Annotated in this window: 20 protein-coding genes and 2 pseudogenes; 5 read left to right on the forward strand and 17 right to left on the reverse strand. The window is 66.5% G+C overall.

The window, feature by feature from the left end; all coding sequences use genetic code 11:
- Positions 1–13: 13 nt before the first annotated feature.
- The 5 genes and pseudogenes from lpqB to ahcY form a co-directional block, all read right to left on the reverse strand.
- Positions 14–1,798 carry an MtrAB system accessory lipoprotein LpqB gene (gene lpqB, locus EV641_RS04620; protein WP_132470948.1) on the reverse strand — a complete coding sequence of 595 codons (1,785 nt, stop codon included), beginning with the start codon at positions 1,796–1,798 and terminating at the stop codon, positions 14–16.
- Positions 1,795–3,589, reverse strand: a pseudogene (gene mtrB, locus EV641_RS04625) (MtrAB system histidine kinase MtrB). The gene lpqB and the pseudogene mtrB overlap by 4 nt, the downstream one beginning before the upstream one ends.
- Positions 3,586–4,272: an MtrAB system response regulator MtrA gene (gene mtrA, locus EV641_RS04630; RefSeq protein WP_199233149.1), complete on the reverse strand. Its 687-nt coding sequence runs from the start codon at positions 4,270–4,272 to the stop codon at positions 3,586–3,588. The pseudogene mtrB and the gene mtrA overlap by 4 nt, the downstream one beginning before the upstream one ends.
- Positions 4,269–4,934, reverse strand: a complete 666-nt coding sequence (locus EV641_RS04635; protein ID WP_132470949.1) for a dTMP kinase — start codon at positions 4,932–4,934, stop codon at positions 4,269–4,271. The genes mtrA and EV641_RS04635 overlap by 4 nt, the downstream gene beginning before the upstream one ends.
- Before the next feature lie 35 nt (positions 4,935–4,969).
- Positions 4,970–6,439 carry an adenosylhomocysteinase gene (gene ahcY, locus EV641_RS04640; RefSeq protein WP_132470950.1) on the reverse strand — a complete coding sequence of 490 codons (1,470 nt, stop codon included), beginning with the start codon at positions 6,437–6,439 and terminating at the stop codon, positions 4,970–4,972.
- Positions 6,440–6,687: 248 nt separating this feature from the next.
- Here ahcY and EV641_RS04645 point away from each other — a divergent pair.
- Positions 6,688–8,260 (forward strand): annotated as a pseudogene (locus tag EV641_RS04645) (transposase).
- A gap of 53 nt (positions 8,261–8,313) precedes the next feature.
- On the opposite strand, the gene EV641_RS04650 reads toward EV641_RS04645, so the two are convergent.
- The 7 genes from EV641_RS04650 to EV641_RS04680 form a co-directional block, all read right to left on the reverse strand.
- Complete coding sequence (locus EV641_RS04650) at positions 8,314–8,931, reverse strand: TetR family transcriptional regulator (protein ID WP_054718438.1); 618 nt, start codon at positions 8,929–8,931, stop codon at positions 8,314–8,316.
- A gap of 46 nt (positions 8,932–8,977) precedes the next feature.
- Positions 8,978–9,163 (reverse strand): rubredoxin, encoded by a 186-nt coding sequence (locus EV641_RS04655; RefSeq protein ID WP_132470951.1) that lies wholly within the window; start codon positions 9,161–9,163, stop codon positions 8,978–8,980.
- Positions 9,160–10,425, reverse strand: coding sequence for an alkane 1-monooxygenase (locus tag EV641_RS04660; protein ID WP_054718429.1), 1,266 nt, complete (start codon positions 10,423–10,425; stop codon positions 9,160–9,162). The genes EV641_RS04655 and EV641_RS04660 overlap by 4 nt, the downstream gene beginning before the upstream one ends.
- Before the next feature lie 189 nt (positions 10,426–10,614).
- Entirely contained in the window at positions 10,615–11,853 is a 1,239-nt protein-coding gene (gene manA / locus EV641_RS04665; protein WP_054718432.1) for a mannose-6-phosphate isomerase, class I, read from the reverse strand.
- Positions 11,853–12,935 carry an SIS domain-containing protein gene (locus EV641_RS04670; RefSeq protein WP_132470952.1) on the reverse strand — a complete coding sequence of 361 codons (1,083 nt, stop codon included), beginning with the start codon at positions 12,933–12,935 and terminating at the stop codon, positions 11,853–11,855. Before EV641_RS04670 ends, manA begins: the two co-directional genes overlap by 1 nt.
- Before the next feature lie 93 nt (positions 12,936–13,028).
- The gene (locus EV641_RS04675) at positions 13,029–14,399 is read right to left on the reverse strand and encodes a phosphomannomutase/phosphoglucomutase (RefSeq protein ID WP_132470953.1); all 1,371 of its coding nucleotides are present in this window, start codon (positions 14,397–14,399) and stop codon (positions 13,029–13,031) included.
- Between the two features lie 78 nt (positions 14,400–14,477).
- The gene (locus tag EV641_RS04680) at positions 14,478–14,873 is read right to left on the reverse strand and encodes a DUF3499 domain-containing protein (RefSeq protein WP_132470954.1); all 396 of its coding nucleotides are present in this window, start codon (positions 14,871–14,873) and stop codon (positions 14,478–14,480) included.
- A gap of 90 nt (positions 14,874–14,963) precedes the next feature.
- Here EV641_RS04680 and EV641_RS04685 point away from each other — a divergent pair, with 90 nt between their 5' ends.
- Positions 14,964–15,461 carry a metallopeptidase family protein gene (locus tag EV641_RS04685; protein ID WP_132470955.1) on the forward strand — a complete coding sequence of 166 codons (498 nt, stop codon included), beginning with the start codon at positions 14,964–14,966 and terminating at the stop codon, positions 15,459–15,461.
- 126 nt (positions 15,462–15,587) lie between these two features.
- Here EV641_RS04685 and EV641_RS04690 read toward each other — a convergent pair whose 3' ends face one another.
- Positions 15,588–15,848, reverse strand: a complete 261-nt coding sequence (locus EV641_RS04690) for a WhiB family transcriptional regulator (RefSeq protein WP_199233150.1) — start codon at positions 15,846–15,848, stop codon at positions 15,588–15,590.
- A gap of 344 nt (positions 15,849–16,192) precedes the next feature.
- On the opposite strand from EV641_RS04690, the gene cofD reads away from it, so the two are divergent.
- Genes cofD through EV641_RS04705 form a run of 3 tightly spaced genes read left to right on the forward strand, consistent with a single transcriptional unit; the run spans position 16,193 to position 19,106 of the window.
- On the forward strand, positions 16,193–17,182 hold the full coding sequence (gene cofD / locus EV641_RS04695; RefSeq protein WP_132470956.1) for a 2-phospho-L-lactate transferase: 990 nt from the start codon (positions 16,193–16,195) through the stop codon (positions 17,180–17,182).
- Positions 17,182–18,552: a coenzyme F420-0:L-glutamate ligase gene (locus EV641_RS04700; RefSeq protein WP_132470957.1), complete on the forward strand. Its 1,371-nt coding sequence runs from the start codon at positions 17,182–17,184 to the stop codon at positions 18,550–18,552. The genes cofD and EV641_RS04700 overlap by 1 nt, the downstream gene beginning before the upstream one ends.
- Positions 18,553–18,554: 2 nt before the next feature.
- Positions 18,555–19,106 (forward strand): NUDIX domain-containing protein, encoded by a 552-nt coding sequence (locus tag EV641_RS04705; protein WP_054720857.1) that lies wholly within the window; start codon positions 18,555–18,557, stop codon positions 19,104–19,106.
- Positions 19,107–19,129: 23 nt separating this feature from the next.
- Here the strand turns inward: EV641_RS04705 and EV641_RS04710 are convergent, their stop codons facing one another.
- Genes EV641_RS04710 through rfbD form a run of 4 tightly spaced genes read right to left on the reverse strand, consistent with a single transcriptional unit; the run spans position 19,130 to position 22,833 of the window.
- Positions 19,130–19,894, reverse strand: a complete 765-nt coding sequence (locus EV641_RS04710; RefSeq protein ID WP_132470958.1) for an SGNH/GDSL hydrolase family protein — start codon at positions 19,892–19,894, stop codon at positions 19,130–19,132.
- A gap of 13 nt (positions 19,895–19,907) precedes the next feature.
- Positions 19,908–20,993, reverse strand: a complete 1,086-nt coding sequence (locus EV641_RS04715) for an NDP-sugar synthase (RefSeq protein WP_132470959.1) — start codon at positions 20,991–20,993, stop codon at positions 19,908–19,910.
- Positions 20,990–21,907, reverse strand: a complete 918-nt coding sequence (locus tag EV641_RS04720) for a glycosyltransferase family 2 protein (RefSeq protein WP_132470960.1) — start codon at positions 21,905–21,907, stop codon at positions 20,990–20,992. Before EV641_RS04720 ends, EV641_RS04715 begins: the two co-directional genes overlap by 4 nt.
- Before the next feature lie 59 nt (positions 21,908–21,966).
- Positions 21,967–22,833 (reverse strand): dTDP-4-dehydrorhamnose reductase, encoded by an 867-nt coding sequence (gene rfbD / locus EV641_RS04725; RefSeq protein ID WP_132470961.1) that lies wholly within the window; start codon positions 22,831–22,833, stop codon positions 21,967–21,969.
- Positions 22,834–22,962: the final 129 nt, after the last annotated feature.

A 22,962-nucleotide genomic window follows, 5' to 3' on the forward strand; every position in this document is an offset into this window, starting at 1 on the left:
CCGATACGACAGGTCAGCCCGGCAACACCGGCACCGCGGTCAACCCGGCCAGGCCGGGTACCTCTCGCCAGTAGCGGTCACCCGCGGGATCGCTGTTGTTGAGTTGGAACACCGCTCTCGTGTCGGCCACGTACTCGGTGGTCGTCGAAGCCTCGACCGCCACGACCGGTGGCGTGAGGTTCCGGCTCGGAAGCGCGTCCATTCGCGATCCGTCGATCGCGATCTGCACAACGGGGATATCGGAGGCAGAGCGGGAGACCACGACGGTGTCGGACGTGCTCCAGTCCAGCGACAGGGCGGGTCCGCCCAGCTCGAAGGCGATCTCGCGTGGACTCGTCAGCGAGAACTCTCCGTTCGGGGTCTGCACCACGGTTGCGATGTAGACACGTCCGTCGATGATCATCGCCGCGCGCACGCCGTCGCGCGACAGCCGCAACTCGCTGATGCGGCCGCCGAGAGCGCGGATCGCTCCGGCTTCGACCCCCACTACCGTGACGCGACCACTCCCGGGTTCTCTGACCGCCCTCACGACAGCTGTGCCGTTGACGACCGCCCAAACCGAATTGCTGTCGGGAGCCCATGACGGCCGGGTGATCGATTCTCCTTCGACAGCCGGCTCGGGCGATCCGTCGTTGTAGGCACCGACCACGAGTTCTGCAGCGGGTTCCGGTTCCGGTCGGCCGGTATCCGCGACTGCTGCAAGCAGTGCGCCGTCCCGCGACATCCCGACCGAACGAAGGTTGTCGACGGATCCGAAGAAGCCCTGAACCGGGGTCACGCCGGTTTCCGCGACATTGACCAGACCGCCGCCGAGCACAGCGTGTAATCCGATCGGAGTTCCCGAAGTCGCGAGGGGATTCATCGACGCGACGTCCGCGGTGGTCCACCCGTTCGGGTACCGCTCGTCGAGCGGCCGGCCGTCGGCGAGAAGGACGTAGGGTCCCGCGATCTCGGCGTTGGCCAAGGTCCAGATCACCTGGGCCGCCAGGAGTTCCCGGGCCGGTTCCGTCAGCGACGTGAGTCCGCCGAAATCCACCCTGATACCGCCCAGCCCCACGCCGACCTGACCGGTCCGACCGTCCGCCTTGGTGATCGCCCCGAGGATCGTCGCATCGGCCAGCTCGTTGTGGACCGCGGGTGCGAGCGAGGGTTTGGGACCTTCGATGAGAAGCCCGATCAGTTGCGCCGCCGCCTGCTCGGGTGTTCCGGAGATCCACCTGGGATCGGGAACGACCGTGCTGCCGTCGGGGGTGACGAAATACAGCGAGCGACGCTGATAGCTGTTGAGGAATCTGGGCTTGTCCATGATCACGCCCGGCGGCAGCTCGTCGATCCGCCATTCGCCGTCGTCACGGACAAGCGTGAACTTCGCTTCGAGTTCACCGTTGTCGGCGCGGTAGAGGCCGCCTTCCTCGAGATGCCCGACGATGTTCGCACGCACGACGTACTTCGCGGTGTTGTCGTCGCGCTCCTCGGCCAGCACATCGACCTTGTCGACGATCGTGGCACTGGCCGCATCGTCCCACCGACCCGACATCCCCGACGTGAGGAACTGACGGGCTGCGACGTGCCGGTTGGCGGGGTCGGTATTCGCCTGGAGGAAGTCCCGCAAGAGCAGGTCGGGTTCGCGTCCCGGTTCGGGTGCCGAGACCTCCGTCGTCGCGGGTCCCCGGTCGATTGTCCCGATGGCCTGGGGCGACGAGGAATCGGGAAGGCTCGCACACCCGGACACCATCAACGCGAGCACCGACAGCAGGACGATCACGGGGCCGAGGACACGTGAGCGCGTGTGGCTCATGTCGCGGCTCCTTCCGATGGTGCAGGCTCGTTCGTCCCCGCACTGTCGTTCGATCCAGCACTGACGTTCGTTCCGGCACTGGCGTTCGTTCCGGTGTGTCCGGGGACTGCCGGGTTCTCGACGACCCCGTCCTTCTCGGCTTCCGGTACCATCGGCGGCGGTTTTCCCTGGACCGCGTGAGCCGCGGTGGGCACGAGCGGAAGCGGGCTACGACCCGCCTTGCGTCCCCGTACGCGCGGCAGCGTCAACCGGAAGCTTGCGCCCCGACCTGGTTCGCCCCAGGCCTCCAGTTTGCCGTTGTGCAGATTCGCGTCCTCGACGCTGATCGCCAGACCCAGACCGGTGCCACCCGAACGTCGCACCCGCGACGGGTCGGAGCGCCAGAACCGGTTGAAGACGAGCTTCTCCTCACCTGGGCGCAATCCGACGCCCTGGTCGCGCACGACGAACGCGGCAGCGTTGTCGTCGGTGCGCAACCGCAGCAGGATCGGTTTACCCTCGCCGTGGTCGATGGCGTTGGCGAGCAGATTGCGCAGAATCCGCTCGACACGGCGCGGATCGACGTCCGCGTTGACGGGTTCGTCCGGCAGATCCACGATCAACTCGGTGGCCATCTCGCGCGCGAGATGGCGGACTGTCCCGATCGCCGCCCGCGCGCACATGCGCAGGTCGAGTTGCTCGGAAGCGAGTTCGGCGACCCCGGCGTCGTGGCGGCTGATCTCCAGGAGGTCGTTCAGCAGCGACTCGAACCTGTCGAGTTCGGCGACCAACAGTTCGGATGCACGTCTGAGTGAAGGATCCAGTTCGTCGCTGCCATCGTGAATGAGATCGGCAGCCATCCGGACCGTGGTCAGCGGAGTTCGGAGCTCGTGGCTGACGTCGGAGGTGAACCGCTTCTGCAGATTGCCGTATTCCTCGAGTTGGGTGATCTGTCGCGACAGGCTCTCCGCCATCTCGTTGAACGACATCGCCAAGCGCGCGATGTCGTCCTCGCCACGCACCGGCATGCGTTCCTTGAGCCGGCCGTCCGCGAAACGCACCGCGATCCGCGACGCCGAGCGAATGGGAAGAACGACCTGTCGGGCGACGATCATGGAGATCGCCGCCAGCAACACCAGGAGTACACCGGCACCGACGAGCAGGGTTCCGCGGACGAGTGCGAGAGTGCGTTCCTCGCCTCCGAGGGGAAACACCAGATACAGCTCGAGGGTCGAGATGTCGGACTCGGTCGGGCTGCCCACGATCAGAGCCGGTCCGGAATACCCGTCCGGGTCGTCGACCGTCGCGAACTGGTACGCGATCTGATCGTTCTGGACGAACGCGCGCAGGTTCTGCGGGATCTGCTCCGCCGCACCGCTCGACGTCGGTGCCCGCGGACCGTCACCGGGGACGATGAGCACCGGGTCGAAGGTTCCGGCGACACCGGTGTCCTGCCCCGCCTCGCTCCCCCTGTTGGTCAGGCTTGCGGCAGCACCGTCGAGCCGGACGGTCAGGGAACCGGAGTCGTCTGCTCCCGCAAGCTGGGCTTCGACCAGCGCGCGGGAGCGTTCCATCTCCTCGGTGGCCGCATCGATCTTGACTTCGAGGAGACGGTCGGTGATCTGGCTTGTGAGGACCACACCCAGCACGAGCATCACGATCAGAGACAGAGAATAGGGTCGATGCAACGACCCTCAGCTGAAGTGATCGACGCCAGGTGTGCGCGAGCCCACTGCTCAGCGTGCGTGACCACCTCAGCAGCGGCAGAGTTCTTCGTGTGATCCTCCGCCGCAGACGGTAACCACGGATCACGGCGGTCCGGCCTTGTAGCCGACCCCCCGGACAGTCAGCACGACCTCGGGGTTCTCGGGATCCTTCTCGACCTTTGCGCGTAGACGCTGCACGTGAACGTTCACCAGGCGGGTATCAGCGGCATGACGGTATCCCCACACCTGCTCGAGCAACACCTCGCGGGTGAACACTTGTCGCGGCTTCCGCGCGAGTGCGACGAGCAGGTCGAATTCGAGCGGGGTGAGGGAGATCTGTTCGTCGCCGCGGCTGACCTTGTGCGCGGGTACGTCGATCGAGATCTCACCGATCGAGAGCATCTCGGCGGGTTCCTGCTCGGTGCGGCGCAGCCGCGCCCGTACACGCGCGACGAGCTCCTTCGGCTTGAACGGCTTGACGATGTAATCGTCGGCGCCCGACTCGAGACCGAGAACGACATCGACGGTGTCCGACTTCGCGGTGAGCATGACGATGGGCACGCCCGAATCCGACCGGAGCACCCTGCACACGTCGATCCCGTTCATGCCGGGCAACATCAGGTCGAGCAGGACCAGATCGGGGCGGATCTCGCGGACTGCGCCCAGAGCCTGAGTCCCGTCGCCCACCACGAAGGGTTCGAACCCTTCACCACGCAGGACGATCGTGAGCATCTCTGCGAGTGCAGAATCGTCGTCGACAACCAGAATCCTCGGCTTCATAACCTCTATCGTGTCACTCCTTGACCGTTGTGAAGCAGATTTGAGATCTGAACGGCGAGTTGTTGCGGGTCGGAATCCGGTCCGGCGACAATCCACTCCGACATCCATCGGTCTGCCGCGAGCCCGTCGTACACCTCACCGGTGCGTGCCTGCAGATCGCCGTCGCGTTCGTATGCATCCCGATCGCGCGTGGAATCTGCGGCTTCCCGCGTGCGTGCACGCTCGGCCGCCAGATCCACGGGGACCCGCAGCAGCACTTGCAGATCCGGCGCGGGAAGAGCGAACCTGCCGAACTCGAGTTCGCGCACCCACCCGACCGAGGACCCCGACGCCGACTCGTGGTGCCGCGCAGCGGTGTACGCAGCGTTCGACGCCACGTAGCGATCGAGCAGCACGATGTCGTTGTCGGCGAGGAGCTTTCGGAGTTCATCCGCCGCATCACGCCGATCCAGCGCCCACAGCAATGCCATCGCCTCGATACTCGAGGCGGTGTCTCCGTGCCCGCCCCGCAGAGCCTCGGCCCCCAGGTCGGCGTGCACGGACTGCCCGTATCGCGGGAAGGCGAGCGTCGCCACCGACGAACCATGCGCACGCCAGGTCTCGACGAGGCCGGCGGACAACGTCCGTTTGCCGGCCCCGTCGAGGCCCTCGACGACGATCAGAACACCCATGCGGCTGTGTTTCTCGGTTTCTGGGGCTCGCCGTATCAGTAGCGGTAGTGCTCGGGCTTGTACGGGCCCTCGACGTCGACACCGATGTACTCGGCCTGCTCCTTGGTGAGCTTGGTGAGGGTGCCACCGAGTGCCTCGACGTGGATCCGCGCGACCTTCTCGTCGAGGTGCTTGGGCAGGCGGTAGACCTCGTTGTCGTACTCGTCGGGCTTCGTCCACAACTCGATCTGTGCGATCACCTGGTTCGCGAAGGAGTTGGACATCACGAACGACGGGTGACCCGTGGCGTTGCCGAGGTTCAGCAGCCGGCCCTCGGACAGCACGATGATCGTGTGGCCGTCGGCGAATCGGAATTCGTCGACCTGCGGCTTGATGTTGATCCGGGTGACGTCGGCGGCCCGCTCGAGGCCCGCCATGTCGATCTCGTTGTCGAAGTGACCGATGTTGCCCAGGATCGCCTGGTGCTTCATGGCCTTCATGTGCTCGAAGGTGATGATGTCCTTGTTACCGGTCGAGGTGATCACGATGTCGGCCCGGCCGATGAAATCCTCGACAGTGACGACGTCGTAGCCGTCCATCATCGCCTGCAGGGCGTTGATGGGGTCGACCTCGGTGACGGACACACGTGCGCCCTGCCCACGCAACGCCTCGGCGCAGCCCTTACCGACGTCGCCGTAGCCGCAGACCAGCGCAGACTTGCCGCCGATCAGGACGTCGGTGCCGCGGTTGATGCCGTCGAGCAGCGAGTGGCGGGTTCCGTACTTGTTGTCGAACTTGCTCTTGGTGACCGAGTCGTTGACGTTGATCGCGGGAAACACCAGCTCACCGGCAGCAGCAAGCTGGTAGAGCCGCAGCACACCCGTGGTCGTCTCTTCGGTCACGCCCTGCACGGACTCTGCAATGGTGGACCACTTCTTCGAATCCGCAGCGAGCGACTCGCGCAGCAGCTGCAGGAACACCTGGTACTCGGCGGAGTCCTGCTCTTCGTCCGTCGGCGGCACGACGCCGGCCTTCTCGAACTGGGCGCCCTTGAGGACGAGCATCGTGGCGTCGCCACCGTCATCGAGGATCATGTTGGCGGGCTCCCCGGGCCACGTGAGCATCTGCTCGGCCGCCCACCAGTACTCCTCGAGGGTCTCGCCCTTCCACGCGAACACAGGCACACCCTTGGGCTCCTCGGGGGTGCCGTGCGGGCCCACGACCACGGCGGCCGCAGCATGATCCTGCGTGGAGAAGATGTTGCACGAGGCCCACCGGACGTCCGCGCCGAGCGCGACGAGGGTCTCGATCAGGACTGCGGTCTGCACCGTCATGTGCAGCGAACCGGAGATGCGCGCACCCTTCAGCGGCAGAACCTCTGCGTACTCGCGACGCAGCGCCATCAACCCGGGCATCTCGTGCTCGGCCAGACGGATCTCTTTGCGGCCGAACTCGGCCAGCGACAGATCGGCGACCTTGAAATCGAGCCCGTTGATCTGGTCGGCGACGAACGTGGTGTCAGACACTGTGCGGATGCCTCTTCCTATCGGCAATCGGTGGATGCCCACCAGGCTAACAACAGTGGACGAGATGTCTGATACTCGACAGCTCCTTCTGATACTTCCATTCTGTGTCGACTGGCCGCAGAACACATCAACATGTCCATCAGGCTGGATGTCGGTGCCCGACGATACGGTCGATGCCCCGCCGGACCACAACGAGATGTCGCCGGCAGCGGAACCGATCGACGACGCTCGAGGCGCGGGGGTGAACAATGACCGACATTACCGACAGACGTCCGTTCGCGTTCACCACCCGACCTCACCTCGCGGTCGACGACACCACCGGCGACCCGACCGGACTCGACAACCTCGACACCCGCGTCCGATGGCTGCTCGACTGATCACCAGCGCCGAAACCGAGTTGGTCACGCGATTGTGGCACCCGGGCACCTTCGACACCCGGCCGCCGGCCGCGACCGCGAGGGCCGAGCACTACCGAAACACGGACACGTCGCGGCCGCCCGTCTCGGCAGGACCCCCACCTACCCCGACGGGGTGTATGCGCCCTCGCGGGTCAGCCGTGTGGTCACCGCACAAGCCACAGCGACACTGCGGACCCTGACGTTCCAGGATTCAGCGATCGCGTCGCTGTCATCCAGGTTCGATCCCTCCACCGGCGGTATCGCCGCTCGCGCGTATCCGCTGGGTCGACGACGCGGCCTCGGACGCTGCGCAGTCCACACGACTGCGGATCACCGACATCCAAACCCCACCGCAGGTCACCGCGATGGCCCGCCTGCCCACCACCAGGGCCCCGACGACGCTGGCACAGTGGCAGCGGGTGCGGTTTACCGCCGCGCTACCACCGCACCTGGACGGTCGGCCCGTCACGCAGTGGCATCTCCCCACCTTGACTCTCGATGGCCGGGGGCTGCTGCTGCGCTGCGCGGCCACCGAAGTCGTTCCCGCCGACGACCTGGCCGCGGGCACGATCGCGGTCGGGGTGGACTGGTCACCGTCCACCCTCGGAGCCGCGGCGACCGTCACCGACAGTCCGGAGGGATTGGTATCGGACTATCAGGGCTACACCTACGACGACCGAGGCCTGGGCATCAAACTGCCCGCCTGCAGGACGAAGGGCAACGGCTGCACCGCAAGTCCGCCCGTCTACGCCGGCTCGCCGAGAACGCACCGCAGCAGGTCCGCAGCACACTGGAGGCGAAGAACGCCGTCCTCGACGCGAATCGCACCGCGGTCGGCGCCACCCTTGAACCGAGTAAGCACGGGCGGGTGAACAACAATCGGGCGGCGCAGTCCACGCGCCGCAAAGCCGCCGATGCGCTGGCTCATACCGCCGTCCGGGTAGGTGTGCTGACGGTGACGGTGCCGGCGCGGGGATCGTCTGCCTTGTATCCGGGGTGTGACGCGCCGCTGGCCCGCCCTGGTGGTTATCACAATGCGTGGTACGAGCCCTGCCAGCTCGGTAGGAATCGTGACCATGTGGCGGGTTTAACCTCGCCGAACGTGTTCTCCTCGGCCGAGGTGCGGCGGTCCGCACCCGCAATGGAAGCCTGGAGATCCGCACCGCCGAGCATGCTCCGGCGCGGATGTCGGGACAAGACCGGGCCGACCTCGGCAAGGCCGCGCCATCGGCGGGTCCGCCACAGTGTTCCGGCCCGGACACCATCCGAGGGGGTGAATCAGTCGAGGACTCGTCCTGCACCTGAAGCGTCGGTGTGGGACACGGTCGAGCCCGCAGCATCGCAGGATGTGTCGGGTAGCCGTGAGGAACGTGCATCTTCACCGCCTGCCACTCAGGTGGCAGAAAGTCCCAGAGTTACGTAGACGCTATACAACTCGCGGCCGTATGACCTGCCCCAGCCCGGTTCACCGTGTGCTCATTCCGTCACGTTGACCTTCTCCACGAAGGGCACGAGGATATCCGCGAGCTCGGTCGCGACATCCGAGCCGGACGTCGGTGGCATCGAGATGAAGCTCAAAGCCACGCGCACCACGACACGGGCGAGCATCACAGCGTCCGCAGTGGGTGCGGAAATCCAGCTGTTCGCGAAGGTGTCGGCGAGCCTGCCTGCGCCGCGCTCGAGGATCGGCGCGGCATCGGTCGTGATCAAGCGCAGCAGGTCCGGCTTGGCCTCACCGTCGAGCAATGAGCGGACGAGCGGATCAGCGGCAGAAGCGACGAAGTAGGAGCCGAACCCGTCGACGAGGGCTGCGCGCGCATCACCGACGTGGGCATACACCGAATCCGCCACCGCATCGGCGAATTCGTCGACGAGCCGCAGCGCGTATCCCTGGGCGAGCCCCTGCCGCGACGAGAACTCCTTGTAGAGCGTCTGTCGGCTGATCCCCGCCGCACGGGCTACATCGCTCATGGTCACCGCCGACCAGTCACGTTCCAGCAGCAGCCCGCGCATCGCGTCGAGGATGGTCGTGCGCAGCAGAACCCGGCCCGCCTCGTGGAAGTGACGAGGGGACTGTCCGTGCTCCGGTGCCATGACCGTGACATTCTCACGACCGTGAGGGTGCGTCAAAGCGCACAGCTCATCGCCGGACGATCTCGATCATCTCGAAATCCACCTTCGCCGCGCCGCAGTCGGGGCAGGACCAGTCGTCGGGGATGTCGTCCCACAGGGTGCCGGGGTCGATGCCCTCCTCGGGCCAGCCCTGCGCCTCGTCGTATTCGAACCCACAGACCAGGCAGCGGAACAGGCGGTACTCGTGGGTCATGCCTTCTCCTCGAAGTCAATCGTCCGGCCCTGATCCGCATTCGCCGTCGCTGAGTGGCGGGCGACGAGAACGTCCCGGCGCCGCGGGTGCACATTGACCCGCGAAATGTCACCGGAGTAGTGCTCGAGGACTCTGTGGTCCATCACCTTGCGCCACAGCGGGGGGAAGTAGGCGAGGGTGAGCATGGTGGCGTAGCCGGCAGGCAGCTGCGGCGAGATCTCCATGCTGCGCAGTGTCTGGTAGCGCCGTGTCGGGTTGGCGTGATGATCGCTGTGTCGTTGCAGGTGGTAGAGGAAGACATTGGTCACCAGGTGGTCGCTGTTCCAGCTGTGGGCGGGGGTGCATCGCTCGTACCGGCCACTCGCCGTCCGCTGCCGCAACAGTCCGTAGTGTTCGAGGTAGTTCACGACTTCCAGCAGGCTGAAGCCGAACACCGCCTGGATCACGAGATACGGCGCGATCTCGATCCCGAACGCTGCGATGAGCGCGGCGAACAGGACGACCGAGAGCAGCCACGCGCTCAGCACCTCGTTGCGCAGCGTCCACGCGCGGCGGCCGAGGCGCGCGAGCCGATCACGTTCGAGCCGCCAGGAAGAACGCAGGCTCCCGAACACGCTGCGCGGCAGGAACTCCCAGAAGCTCTCACCGAACCGCGCCGAGGCAGGATCCTCGGGCGTCGACACCCGGACGTGGTGGCCGCGGTTGTGCTCGACGTAGAAGTGACCGTAGAAGGACTGTGCGAGCGCGATCCGCGACAGCCGTCGCTCGAGCCGCACCGTCTTGTGCCCGAGTTCGTGTGCGGTGTTGATACCGATGCCGGCCACCACCCCCACCGAGATCGCGAGCCCGATCTTCGAGACGACACCGAGGCCGCCGTCGATACCGAGCCACGACAGATCGCCCGACGACCACAGGTAGCACGCCCACACCAGCGTCGCGAACTGGAACGGCAGGTAGAGATAGGTGCAATAGCGGTAGAATCGGTCGTTCTCGAGCGTCTCGACGATCTCGGCGGGCGGGTTCTCCCCGTCTGGACCGAAGATGAGATCGAGGGCGGGGACGAGCAGGAAGACGAGGATCGGCCCGATCCACCAGACGACCGGCGTGACCGCATCCAGCCCCAGCCGGTTGCCGCCCCACACCAGCGCCGTGGCCACGAAGACCGCTGTCGGCGGAACGAGACCGAGCAGCCACAGGTATCGCTTGCGGTCGCGCCATTGCAATGCGGATGGATTCTGAACCCCTCCTGTGTGCGTGGCCATGTCCGTGCCCCTTCATCCCGTAAAGAAATGATCTATGTCACTGCGGCATGGACACTACCCGTACTTTTGTACTCGGACTAGACAAATTGGCTGATTTGTAATCATTCACAGCTACGCAAAAGGGCGCTCCACAGGGGAGCGCCCCGAATGCGAGCGATCTATACCGCCCGGACCTGTGCCGTCACGATGTCACCTGTCTCCCGGATCCGACCCGAGGCGAGCACGGAACACCTGCACAGCAGCGTCACCCGCACGAATCTCCAGCTTCGGATCGGACGCGGCAAGCCACACCGAGCGTCCCTGCCCCAACTCGAGGCTCTCGCCGCCGCACTCGACCGTGGCCGAGCCCGACGTACACAGCAGGATCTGCGGTCCGTACGGAGCCAGCGATACGGTCTCGCCTGCATCGAGTTCGAGCCGCGACAGAGCGAACTCCGGAGCCGGCGTGCGATACCGCCATTCATGCGAACCCACCAGGTCCGCCTCGAGGATCGGCACACCGGGTGCACCGAAATCAAGCACTCTCAACAGTTCCGGCACATCGACGTGCTTGGGAGTGAGGCCGCCGCGCAGGACGTTGTCCGAGTTCGCCATGATCTCGATACCCATCCCGTGCAGGTAGGCATGCAGGTTGCCCGCGTCGAGGTACAGGCCCTGGCCGGGTTCGAGGGTGATCCGGTTCAGCAACAACGATGCGAGGACACCCGCGTCGCCGGGATAGATCTCGGCGAGCTGCAATGCGGTGCGCACCTCGGCGACGAACTCGCGGGGAGCATCACCTCCGGTCGCGAGATACGTCACACACCCGTCCAGGACGCGGGGAACGAGCGCGGACAGCGCCTGTGCCGGCAACGTGATCCAGGTGGTGAACAGGGCACGGAGACCATCGGAGTCCGGCTGACCCGCAAGCAGGCCCACATACGGATCGAGTTCGGGCACGCGCAGCGCCTCGAGCAGCTCGACGGTGCGCGCCGCATTGCGGAATCCCGCGAGCGCCTCGAAACGTGTCAACGCGACGACCAGTTCGGGCTTGTGGTTCGGGTCGCGATAATTGCGCACCGACGAGTCGAGTGGCACGCCGAGCGCTTCCTCACGCGCATAGCCCTCGGCAGCCTGCGCGGCGCTGGGATGCGCCTGCAACGACAACGGTTCCTCTGCCGCGAGCAGCTTCAACAGGAAAGGCAGCCTCGGCCCGAAGCGTTCGACGATGTCGTCACCCAGCTGCGAGGGAGGATCTTCGTCGAGCAGATCGAGCAGTGACACCGGCGCATGGTCGTCGTCGATCACCCGAGCAGGATCGGCCGGGTGCGCCCCGAACCACAGCTCCGCCTCCGGATGATCGGACGGCACGGTCCTGCCGCACAACGTGGCAATGGCAGTACGCGAACCCCACGCGTAAGAGCGCACTGCACCTTCGAGTCGGTGCACTACCGACCACCGGCCAGCCGCAGATAGGCCGCAGCCATTTCCAGTCGCACGGTCAATACCGCCACCTGCTCGAGCGCAGGTGGTACCTCACGGGCTTCGAACTCCCCCACAACAGACACCAATTCCATATCCGGTAGTGCCGCGGCTCGGCGTCGCGCGGCCGGTCGATCCGCGTCCGTGCTGAGCACGAACACCCGCACCGGTGCGACCGGTGCAGGACCATCCAGTTCCTCGTCGTGGAAGAACGGGTCGTACGTGTCGGAAGCAGCGGTCGAATCGAGCAGGCGATCTCGCGCCACCAGAACGTCCGGTAGTGCTGCCGGCGTGGCAACCACACCGGCAATCTGCAACAACGAATCCGTGGAATGCCGCGCCAGCACCGCCGTCGCCGGTGAATCCCCTGCGATCACCACCCGCCGCGACAACATCCGCGTCGCCAGCGCCTTCGCCGGGTTCTCGAAAACCTCGTACGACGGATGGTCACGTGCGGCCTCGGCGTCGACCGAATCGGCGATCCGCCCGAGATCAGGGACTGCGCCACCGAGGCGGGATGCCTCCAGCGATGTGAGCACCGCGCAGAACACAGCGAGGTGCCGCGCGAACGCATAAGCAGTCGGGACGTGCACGCGCGGCGCGAGCAACACTGCGCGGCCTGCGGCCACCGACCGGACCGGCCCTTCGTCGGGGGCGTCCACCACGACCTCCGCGCTTCGCCGAAGCGCACCGTCGATGGATGCAACCAGTGTCGGATCGCCCGCATCGTCCCCCGCCACGACCACGACGTCGAGCGGTCCTACCCACGGAGGTGTGGTGGGGGCGGCCACGAGCGGCACTGCACAACGATCCGAGAGGAGAGCAACCACGAGTTCCGCCGCGCGACCGGCGCGGGCACCACCGGCGACGAGGACGACGCTGCGTGGATGGATGCCCTGCAGTCGGTCACGCAGGAACTCGTCGGCGGCAGAAACGCTCGCGCGAATCTGCGCGCCCCCGAGCGCGGCGCTACGCAGGATGCCGTCGACGTCGGCCTCGATGAGTGCACTCGCGTCATCGAAGTCGAACAGCGGCGAGGGAGCCGTCACGACCGTGCCCCCTTTCTCTCCTCACAGACTCTGATCGGCCCGACGCCGCATACACACCGGGCACTTCGATTATCGCTGCCACGAATGCTTCCGTCACGCACGCACGACAGCCAGGATTTCTTCGACCAGTGCGTCGACCTCCGCGCGGGTGGGCGCCTCCACATTCAGCCGCAGCAACGGCTCGGTGTTCGACGCCCGAAGGTTGAACCACGTGTTGCCGGGGAGTTCCACGGTCACTCCGTCGAGCCGGTCGACGGACCGGGTGCGGTCCGCGAACGCAGCGACGACTGCCTCGGTCCGATCCGCCGCGTCGCTGACGGTGGAGTTGATCTCACCCGACGCCTCGTACCGGTTGTAGGACGCCATGAGATCGGACAGCGAACCGTCGTGCCCCGCGAGCGCGGCGAGGACATGCAGTGCGGCGAGCATGCCGGAGTCGGCGCCCCAGAAGTCGCGGAAGTAGTAATGGGCAGAGTGTTCGCCCCCGAACACCGCACCGGTCTCTGCCATCTGCTGCTTGATGAACGAATGGCCGACACGGGTGCGCACCGGTTTCCCACCGAGTTCCGCGACCAGTTCGGGTACGACCCGCGACGTGATCAGGTTGTGGATGATCGTGGCGCCCGGTTCCTTACCGAGTTCGCGAGCCGCGACCAAGGCGGTCACAGCAGACGGAGTCACGAGTCCACCGCGCTCGTCGACGACGAAGCAACGGTCCGCGTCGCCGTCGAAGGCCAGGCCGACATCTGCACCGGATTCGACGACGAGGCGCTGCAGATCCACCAGGTTCGCGGGATCGAGCGGGTTGGCCTCGTGGTTCGGAAAGGTTCCGTCGAGCTCGAAGTACAGCGGCACCAGATCGATCGGGAGCGGGCCGAACGTGGCCGGGACGGTGTGTCCGCCCATTCCGTTCCCGGCGTCGACCGCGACCTTCAGTGGGCGCATCTGCGACAGATCGACCAATCCCCGAACGAACGACGCGTACTGCTCGAGCACGTCCTGTTCGGTAATCGTGCCGGGAGCGCCGTCGTAGGCCGGAACCCCTTCGATCACGTCGGTGGAGATGGTTCCGAGTCCGGTCTGCTGGCCGACCGGTTTCGCACCGGCCCAGCACAGTTTGATGCCGTTGTACTCGGCCGGGTTGTGGCTCGCGGTGAACATCGCACCGGGCGCGTCGAGGATGCCGGAGGCGAAGTACAGCTGATCCGTGGAGGCGAGGCCGATGAGCACCACGTCGAGTCCCTGTGCGACGACACCCTCGGCAAACGCGCCGGCCAGCGTCGGGGACGATTCGCGCATGTCGTGACCGATCACCACTCGGGTTGCGGCGCTGTCGTCACGGACGAGACGTGCGAACGACGCACCGACCTCGCGGACGAACTCCTCGTCGATCTGCGTCCCCACCACGCCGCGAACGTCGTACGCCTTGATCACGGCTGCAACCGATTCGGCAGATCTCGCCACTGTTTCCGCTCCTGATCGTCGAATTGCACCCGCGCCATCCTCGTGGCGCAGGTCCGCGATCAGCCTAGTGCGACGGAGTCAGCTCGTGGGATCGGGCAACACCCGAAGGTGACCGCGGCGGCCGGTGCGGGCGGTCGACGGAACCGCAGCGCGCGGCGCGACCTCGGCCTCCGCCGGATCCGCTTCGGCTCGGTTGCGTTCGCCCATGCCTGCCTCGCGCACCGCCTCGGCGAGAGCGGTGAGATCGTCCTCGTCGGGGGTAGCGGTGTCGAACGCCCCCTCGTATCGGACGAGTTCCCAGCCCTTCGGCGCGGTGATTCTCGAGCCGTGCGTTTCGCACAGATCCCACGAGTGCGGCTCTGCGACCGTGGCCAGGGGCCCCACAACGGCGGTCGAGTCCGAATACACGTAGGTCAGCGTCGCAACAGCAGGGTTCTTGCACCCAGGCCGGCAGCATCGACGCAGTGATCTCACGCATCGGAGCGTAGCGTGTCGCCGGCCCCGGGACTATTCGGACACACCGGGGAGCATCCGTCTGTTTTCCTCTGTCGTAATCTCCACTGCATGGCCCGAGCACGTCGTACTACCCCCGTGTCGTCCCGCGCGGTGACGCGACGCGGTCGCGGAATCCGCGGACCGCTGTTTCCTCACGACCTGCCGGCATGGAAGTCGCGGGCCGAGAAGTTCGACCTCCTGGTGCTCAGCGCGTTCGCGCCGATCGACGCTCAGTGGCACGACCGGTTGACGAAACTCGATCTCGCGGTCGACGACGTTCCGAAGATTCGCGCACGCGACCCCGACTCGGTGAACTGGCCCGACGAGGTCGTCGCCGACGGGCCGGTCCCGCTGTCGCGACTCGTCCCCGCGGGCATCGACCGTCGCGGCGCCGCGACTCGCGCCAGGATCGTGTTGTTCCGTCGTCCGCTCGAGCTCCGCGCGGAGGATCCTGACGATCTCACCGACCTCGTTCACGACGTCCTCGTCCACCAGGTCGCGACCTACCTCGGACTCGAACCTGAGGTAGTCGATCCGGAACTCGGCGATCTCGGCGACGAGAACTGAGCGAGCAGGGCCGCACGCGATGAAGGCCGGGCATTCGGTTGCCCGAGTACCCGGCCTTCATCGCACATCGCGTCCGGACACAAATGGATCGAGCCCGTACTCCCCGTACCGGGCCGGACCCGACCGTCAGACGATGCCGCGCTTGAGGCGCCGCCGTTCCCTTTCGGACAGCCCACCCCAGATTCCGAAACGTTCGTCGTGAGCAAGGGCATACTCGAGACACTCGTCACGAACTTCACACCCCAGGCAGATGCGCTTCGCTTCCCGCGTCGAACCACCCTTTTCAGGGAAGAACGCCTCCGGGTCGGTCTGTGCGCACAGTGCACGTTCCTGCCACTGCTCCTCGACGTCCGCCGAATCACCAAACCCTGTAATCAATTGCAGAATCGGTGTGCCGCTGTCGGAATCGTCGCAGCCACTCTCGACTGCAGTATCGATCCGAGAGATCTCGAAAACTTCGCGCTCGTCGGCCATCCTCCGCCTCCTCACCTGCAGCGCCGCAACTTTCGCGGATCGGGATCTTTCTGCCATCCCCCGAATCTTGTTCGAATGCGACGTCGTCGCAATCGATCCCGATCCGGAAACCCGGAATGACACATATGTGATTAGACACGCCGGGCGTGTCGCGGTCAAGCGGAATGGATTTTCTCGCTTACGATCGACGACTTTGCAATTTCTTGGTTTAGGACGGCGCTCGACGGGGTACCACGCGCACCACATAGGCTGGCCCCGTGAATGTGACTGTATTGGTCGGAGGTGTCGGCGGTGCCCGTTTCCTCACAGGGTTGCGAAAACTTCTCGACATCGCACCGGGCTCGGACATCGACCCCGACGCGCCGCATCGGATCACCGCCATCGTCAACGTCGGCGACGACGTGTGGATGCACGGACTGAGGATCTGTCCCGATCTCGATACATGCATGTACACCCTCGGCGACGGAATCGACACCGAGCGCGGTTGGGGCCGCAAGGCCGAAACCTGGAATGCCAAGGAAGAACTCGCGGCATACGGAGCAGACCCCGACTGGTTCGGTCTCGGCGACCGCGACATCGCCACCCACCTGATCCGCACGAGAATGCTGCGCACAGGATATCCGCTCTCCGCCGTCACCGAAGCGCTGTGCACGCGATGGAAGCCCGGCGTGACATTGCTCCCGGCATCCGACGACCGCAGCGAGACCCACGTCGTGATCACCGACCCCGCCGACGGTAATCAGCGTGCAATCCACTTCGAGGAATGGTGGGTGCGTCACCGCGCACAGGTACCCACCCACAGCTTTGCCCACATCGGCGCAGACGAAGCAAGACCCGCACCGGGTGTCCTCGACGCCATCGAATCCGCCGACGTGGTCGTTCTCGCGCCGTCGAACCCTGTCGTCAGCGTCGGCGCGATCCTCGCCGTTCCTGGCATCCGCGGCGCACTACGGACGACGAAGGCGAAGGTCATCGGCCTGTCCCCCGTCGTCGGCGGCATGCCACTGCGCGGCATGGCCGACGCGTGCCTCGACGTGATCGGAGTCGACACCACTGCAGAGGCCGTGGGCCGACACTACGGAGCGCGTAGCGGCACCGGAATCCTCGACGGCTGGCTCGTGCATTCGACCGATGACGCCGATGTCCCCGGCGTCCAGGTGCGGAGCGTGCCGCTCCTCATGTCCGACCCCGACGCGACTGCCGAAATGGCACGTGCCGCACTGGAACTCGCCGGAGTGCAATTGTGATGCCCGCAGACAGCACGACCGGCACCCCCGTGCGTGATCACGCACCCGGCGGACCTCTCGAGATCCGGCCGGTCACCGGACTACCCGAGTTCCGACCCGGCGACGACCTCGCAGCCGCCCTCGTCGCTGCCGCACCGTGGCTCGCCGACGGCGACATCCTGGTGATCACCAGCAAAATCCTGTCGAAGACCGAGGGCCGTATCGTCCCCTCACCCACCGACCCCGACGCGCGCGACGCACTCCGGCGACGCCTCGTCACACAGGAAGCGGTGCGGGTGCTCGCTCAGAAGGGACGCACCCTGATCACCGAGAACAAGCTCGGGATCGTGCAGGCCGCGTCGGGAATCGACGGCTCCAACGTCGACGGCGCGGAACTCGCGCTCCTACCCGAGAATCCCGATGCCAGCGCCGCAGCACTGCGCACCCGGATCTCCGAACTACTCGGAGTCACCGTCGGCGTCGTGGTCACCGACACCATGGGCCGGGCGTGGCGTATGGGCCAGACCGACGCAGCGATCGGATCGGCCGGGCTACCGGTCCTCCACGGCTACGAGGGCTCCCACGACTCGCAGGGCAACGAACTCATGGTCACGTCCGTCGCACTCGCCGACGAGATCGCGGCCGCTGGAGATCTCGTCAAGGGCAAACTCGGCGGAGTCCCCGTCGCGGTGGTGCGCGGGCTCGACCTACCCGACGACGGTTCCACCGCGCGGGCACTCGTGCGCGGCGGCGAGGACGACCTGTTCTGGCTCGGCACCGCCGAAGCACTCGAACGGGGCCGCCGTGAAGCACTGCTGCTGCGCCGTTCGATTCGGGAGTTCTCCGCCGATCCTGTCGATCCCGAAGACCTGCGCGACGCCGTCGCCGAAGCCCTCACCGCGCCGGCGCCCCACCACACCCGCCCGGTCCGGTTCGTGTGGGTGCGCACCGAGCAGGTCCGCCGCCGGCTCCTCGATCGGATGCGCGACCGCTGGGCCGACGATCTCGCGGGCGACGGACTCGATCCCGTCGCCATCGAACGCCGTCTCGCACGCGGATCGATCCTCTACGACGCTCCCGAAGTACTGGTGCCGTTCTGGGTCCCCGACGGAGCCCACGAGTATCCGGACGCGCGCCGCACCGCCGCTGAAGCCACGATGTTCACCGTCGCGGCAGGCGCGGCCGTGCAGGGATTACTCGTCGCACTCGCGACACGCGGCCTGGGAAGCTGCTGGATCGGCTCGACGATCTTCGCCCCCGACGTCGTGCGTGAGGAACTCGATCTCCCCGACGACTGGTCGCCGCTCGGCGCGATCGCGGTGGGATATCCGAATGACGAGCCGCAACCGCGCGAAGCCACTGATCCCGGCGACGCCCTGCGGGAGCTGTGATCGTGTCGGCCGATTCCCTGCACGCGTCCGCACTCGAGAGGCTCGACGCGTGGCACACCGATTCGGTGGACGCAGAGTCCCTGCGGCACACGATGCTCGCGTTCCTCGACTCCGCGCCCGGCGGCTGTCTGCGCTCCCACGTTCCCGGCCATATCACCGCGTCGTCGCTCGTGCTCGACACAGATCACCGCAATGTGCTGCTCACACTGCATCCGCGGGTCGGCAGGTGGATCCAGCTGGGTGGGCACTGTGAGGAGAGCGACGAGACCGTCGTCGATGCCGCGCTGCGCGAGGCCCGCGAAGAATCGGGCATCGACGAACTCATGATCGATCCGAACGTGCTCTCGGCGCATACGCACCCGATCACGTGCTCGCTCGGCGTACCCACACGGCATCTCGACCTGAGGTTCCTCGTGATCGCACCGGTGGGTGCAGTACCGGTGCGCAGCGACGAGTCGACAGACCTGCAGTGGTGGCCGATCGACGCGTTGCCGACCGACGCCGAACACGAGACGATCGACCACCTCGTACGGCTCGCTGCTGCTCGGCGCTGATCCGCGTCCGGTCTGCCGACGCGCTACAGGTCGATAGGTGCCGGCACCGGGCGCTTCGGGGCGATCCCGTCGCCCGACGATTCGCGTCGGACCCGTCGCCCCACCCACGGCACGAGGAACTCACGCGCCCACTTGGCGTCGGCCCGACGCTGCTCGGGGCGCGCAACGACCGGGGCGGGCCCGAGATCTACGGGCTCGATCCGGTGCTGCGCTCCCAACGCATCCAACACCCGGATCGCCATGTTGCGGTGTCCTTCCGGCGACATGTGCAAGCGATCGAAGTCCCACATGCGGTAGTCCCGGTATTCACCGAACCGCCAATAATCGACGAGCGTCGCACCATGGCGGTCGGCGACCCCCCGGACGAGTTCGTTGTAGATGGCGACCCGTCCCCGCAGGTGCCGGAACACCGGGGCCCAGCCGACGTCGTACGCCGTCCACATCAGCACCCGGGCGCCGGTGCCGGTAAGCGCGGCGATCGCCTCCTCGTACTGCGCGACGAGCACATCGAGATCCAGGCCGGGCCGCATGATGTCGTTGCCGCCCGCATAGATCGTCACGAGGTCGGGTTCGAGTGCAAGTGCAGCATCGAGCTGTTCGTCGAGGATCTGCCGGAGCAACCGTCCGCGGATCGCGAGGTTGGCATAGCCGAATCCGTCGTTGCCGCGAGCGAGCTGCTCGGCGACACGATCGGCCCACCCGCGCACGCCGTTCGGGCGGGTGGGATCGTCATCCCCCACTCCCTCGGTGAACGAATCCCCCAGCGCCACATACTTCCTGTAGGTCATGGCGTTGTCGATATCAGACATCGGTGCTGAACCGGATCCCTCCATCCGGGATCTGGACGCCGGGCCACACCCGCGCGCCACGCAGCAGTTCGCAGCGCGCACCGATGTCGGCACCGTCGCCGATCACACCGTCGCGGATCAACGCGCGCGGACCCACCCGCACACCGAATCCGACGATCGTCCGCTCGATCACCGCACCGGCCTCGACCCGCGCACCGTCGAAGATCACTGCACCGTCGAGGCGGGCACCCGCACCGATCTCGGCGCCGCGGCCGACCACCGTACCCCCGATGAGCAACGCACCCGGAGCGACGGACGCACCGGGGTGCACCAGCGACTCGCCACGCTGCCCGGGCAACGCCGGCGACGGAGCGATCCCGCGCACCAGATCCGCCGAACCACGCACGAAGTCCTCCGGGGTGCCCATGTCACGCCAGTACGCGGCATCCACGTGACCGAAGAGCTTCTTGCCCTCTGTCAGCAGCGCGGGGAACACCTCACGCTCGACCGACACCGGACGACCCTCGGGAATCGCCTCGATGATCTCGCGGCGGAACACGTAGCAGCCCGCGTTGATCTGATCGGTCGGCGGATCCTGCGTCTTCTCCAGGAAGGCCGTGACGCGACCATCTGCGTCGGTCGGCACACAACCGAACGCGCGGGGATCACCCACACGGACGAGGTGCAAGGTGACGTCGGCCTCGGTGCGAACGTGGGTGTCGAGCACGGCACCGAGATCGGTTCCGCCGAGCACGTCCCCGTTGAACACCATGACGTTCTCGGCGCGAAGCTTCGGCAGCACGTTGCGGATGCCGCCGCCCGTCCCGAGCGGCTCTGTCTCGGTGACGTACTCGATTTCGAGACCGAGATCGGATCCGTCCGCGAAGTGTTCCTCGAAGACCTCCGCCTTGAACGACGTGCCGAGCACCACGTGCTTGATGCCCGCCTCGCGAATCCGCGCGAGCAGGTGTGTCAGGAACGGCAGTCCCGCGGTGGGCAGCATCGGCTTCGGCGCCGACAATGTCAGCGGGCGAAGCCTCGTCCCCTGCCCGCCGACCAGGATCACCGCGTCGGTATGCGGTGCGGCAGCACTCGTCATGATTTCCCCTGTTTCTCGTCGAAATCGGTCCCCTCATGACCGACCTTGCCTGCATCGCGCTCGCGCACGGCCGAAGCAACCGCCAGCTTGGATCTCACCGCGAGACCACCGCGCAGCGCCCAGCGCAGCGGCGCCTGCCACGGATGCGGGTGTCGATCGGCCTGGAACCGGTACGCACTCTCATGATGCGCCGGAAGCATCAGTTCCGGGTGACGTCCCGCCGCGTGCCCCTTCGCGTGGGTGACTTCGGCGGACGGAACGTAGACGTTGTGCCATCCGGCGCGCCCGAGACGATCACCGAGGTCCACGTCCTCCATGTACATGAAGTATCGGGAATCGAATCCGTCGACGGTGTCGAACGCGGCACGACGAAGGAGCAGGCAGGACCCGGAAAGCCATCCGACGGGTCGCTCACTGATCGCTTCGTTCTCCTGGCGGTAGCGCTGCGTCCACGGGTTCGTGGGCCATACCGTTCCGAGCAGTGCGTGGCCGGCACCGGACGACAACGTCGGCACCGTGCGCGCGGACGGATAGATGCTCCCGTCCGGTTCACGGATCAGGGGCCCCAGCGAACCGGCGCGCGGCCACCGTTGCGCCGCCTCCAGGAGCGTGTCCAGTGAGCCCGGACTCCAGCGGACGTCGGGATTGGCGACCACCACGAACTCTGCCGACCCGTCGATCTCGGCAACCGCACGGTTGACTGCGCCGCCGTAACCGATGTTGCCCCCGGTATGCAGCAGGGTGACGTTCGAATGCACCAGCGCTGCCGCTTCCGGCGCGCCGTCGGTCGAACCGTTGTCGGCCATGATCACCCGGGTGCGCTGCGACGTCGCCGTCGTGAGCGAAGTCAGAAAGTTCTCGAGGTGCTCGCCGGGCGAGTAGGTCACCGTCACCACGGCCAGCGTCGAATCCACGCGCGCAACCATAGCGGCCGAAGCGTTGTGCGACGAGTCACAGGCGGACTTCGCCGGGCTCACCCCGACGCATCCAGTGCGGCGAGCGCTGCACTCAACGCTTCCCGCCACGGCCGGAGCGGAGTGAGACCGGCCGCCGACCATGCCTGCCCGTCCAGTACCGAGTACGCAGGACGCGGAGCCGGGCGGACGAACTCGTCGCTCGTGCACGGGTGGACCCGTTCCGGATCTGCGCCGACACCGTCGAAGACTGCACGAGCCAGGTCGTACCACGTAGCCTCACCCGCGTTGGTCGCGTGCAGAATCCCACCCGGTACCGGATCGAAGTCGGCGCGGGTGGCGAGTTCGAGCAGGCCCGCAGCGAGGTCGCGGGCATAAGTAGGGCATCCGACCTGGTCGTCGACGACGCGCACGGTGTCGCGGTCACGTTCGAGACGTCGCATCGTCGCGACGAAATCGTTTCCGTCGCCGGTGTAGACCCATGCGGTCCGCACGATGTGCGCGGACGGCAGGGCCGCGAGGACGGCCTGCTCACCGAGCAGCTTGGTCCGTCCGTAGGCGCTACAGGGGCCGGTGGGCGCATCGACCGGGTACGGCTGTGTGGCGTCTCCGGCGAACACGTAGTCGGTGGACACGTGGATCAGGGTTGCACCGACGTCGGCGCAGACCCGGGCGAGCACTTCCGGTCCGTGCCCGTTGACCGCCGTGGCCGCTTCCTCGTCGGTCTCCGCCGCGTCGACCGCGGTGTATGCGGCGCAGTTGATCACCACCGACCCCGGCGCGACGGCGCCGACCACCGATGCGTCGTCGGTGATGTCGATCTCGGCGGAGCCCGCGCCACGAATCGGAATTCCGGAGGAGGTCGCAAGGTCGATCACATGGCGGCCGAGCTGGCCGTGGGCCCCGGTCACAAGAACGTTACGCACCTGTTCGAGTCTGGCACGCCGGTGTCGAACACGCCCGTCGAGGAATTCCACCAGTAACCTTCATCGAGTACCCGGACGCCAGTCGAAGGAGGATCGCACGTGCCGTCAGAGCCGCCCCGCCGAAGGACC

Origin of the sequence: Rhodococcus sp. SMB37, assembly GCF_004345605.1 — a bacterium.
Taxonomy (GTDB): domain Bacteria; phylum Actinomycetota; class Actinomycetes; order Mycobacteriales; family Mycobacteriaceae; genus Rhodococcus.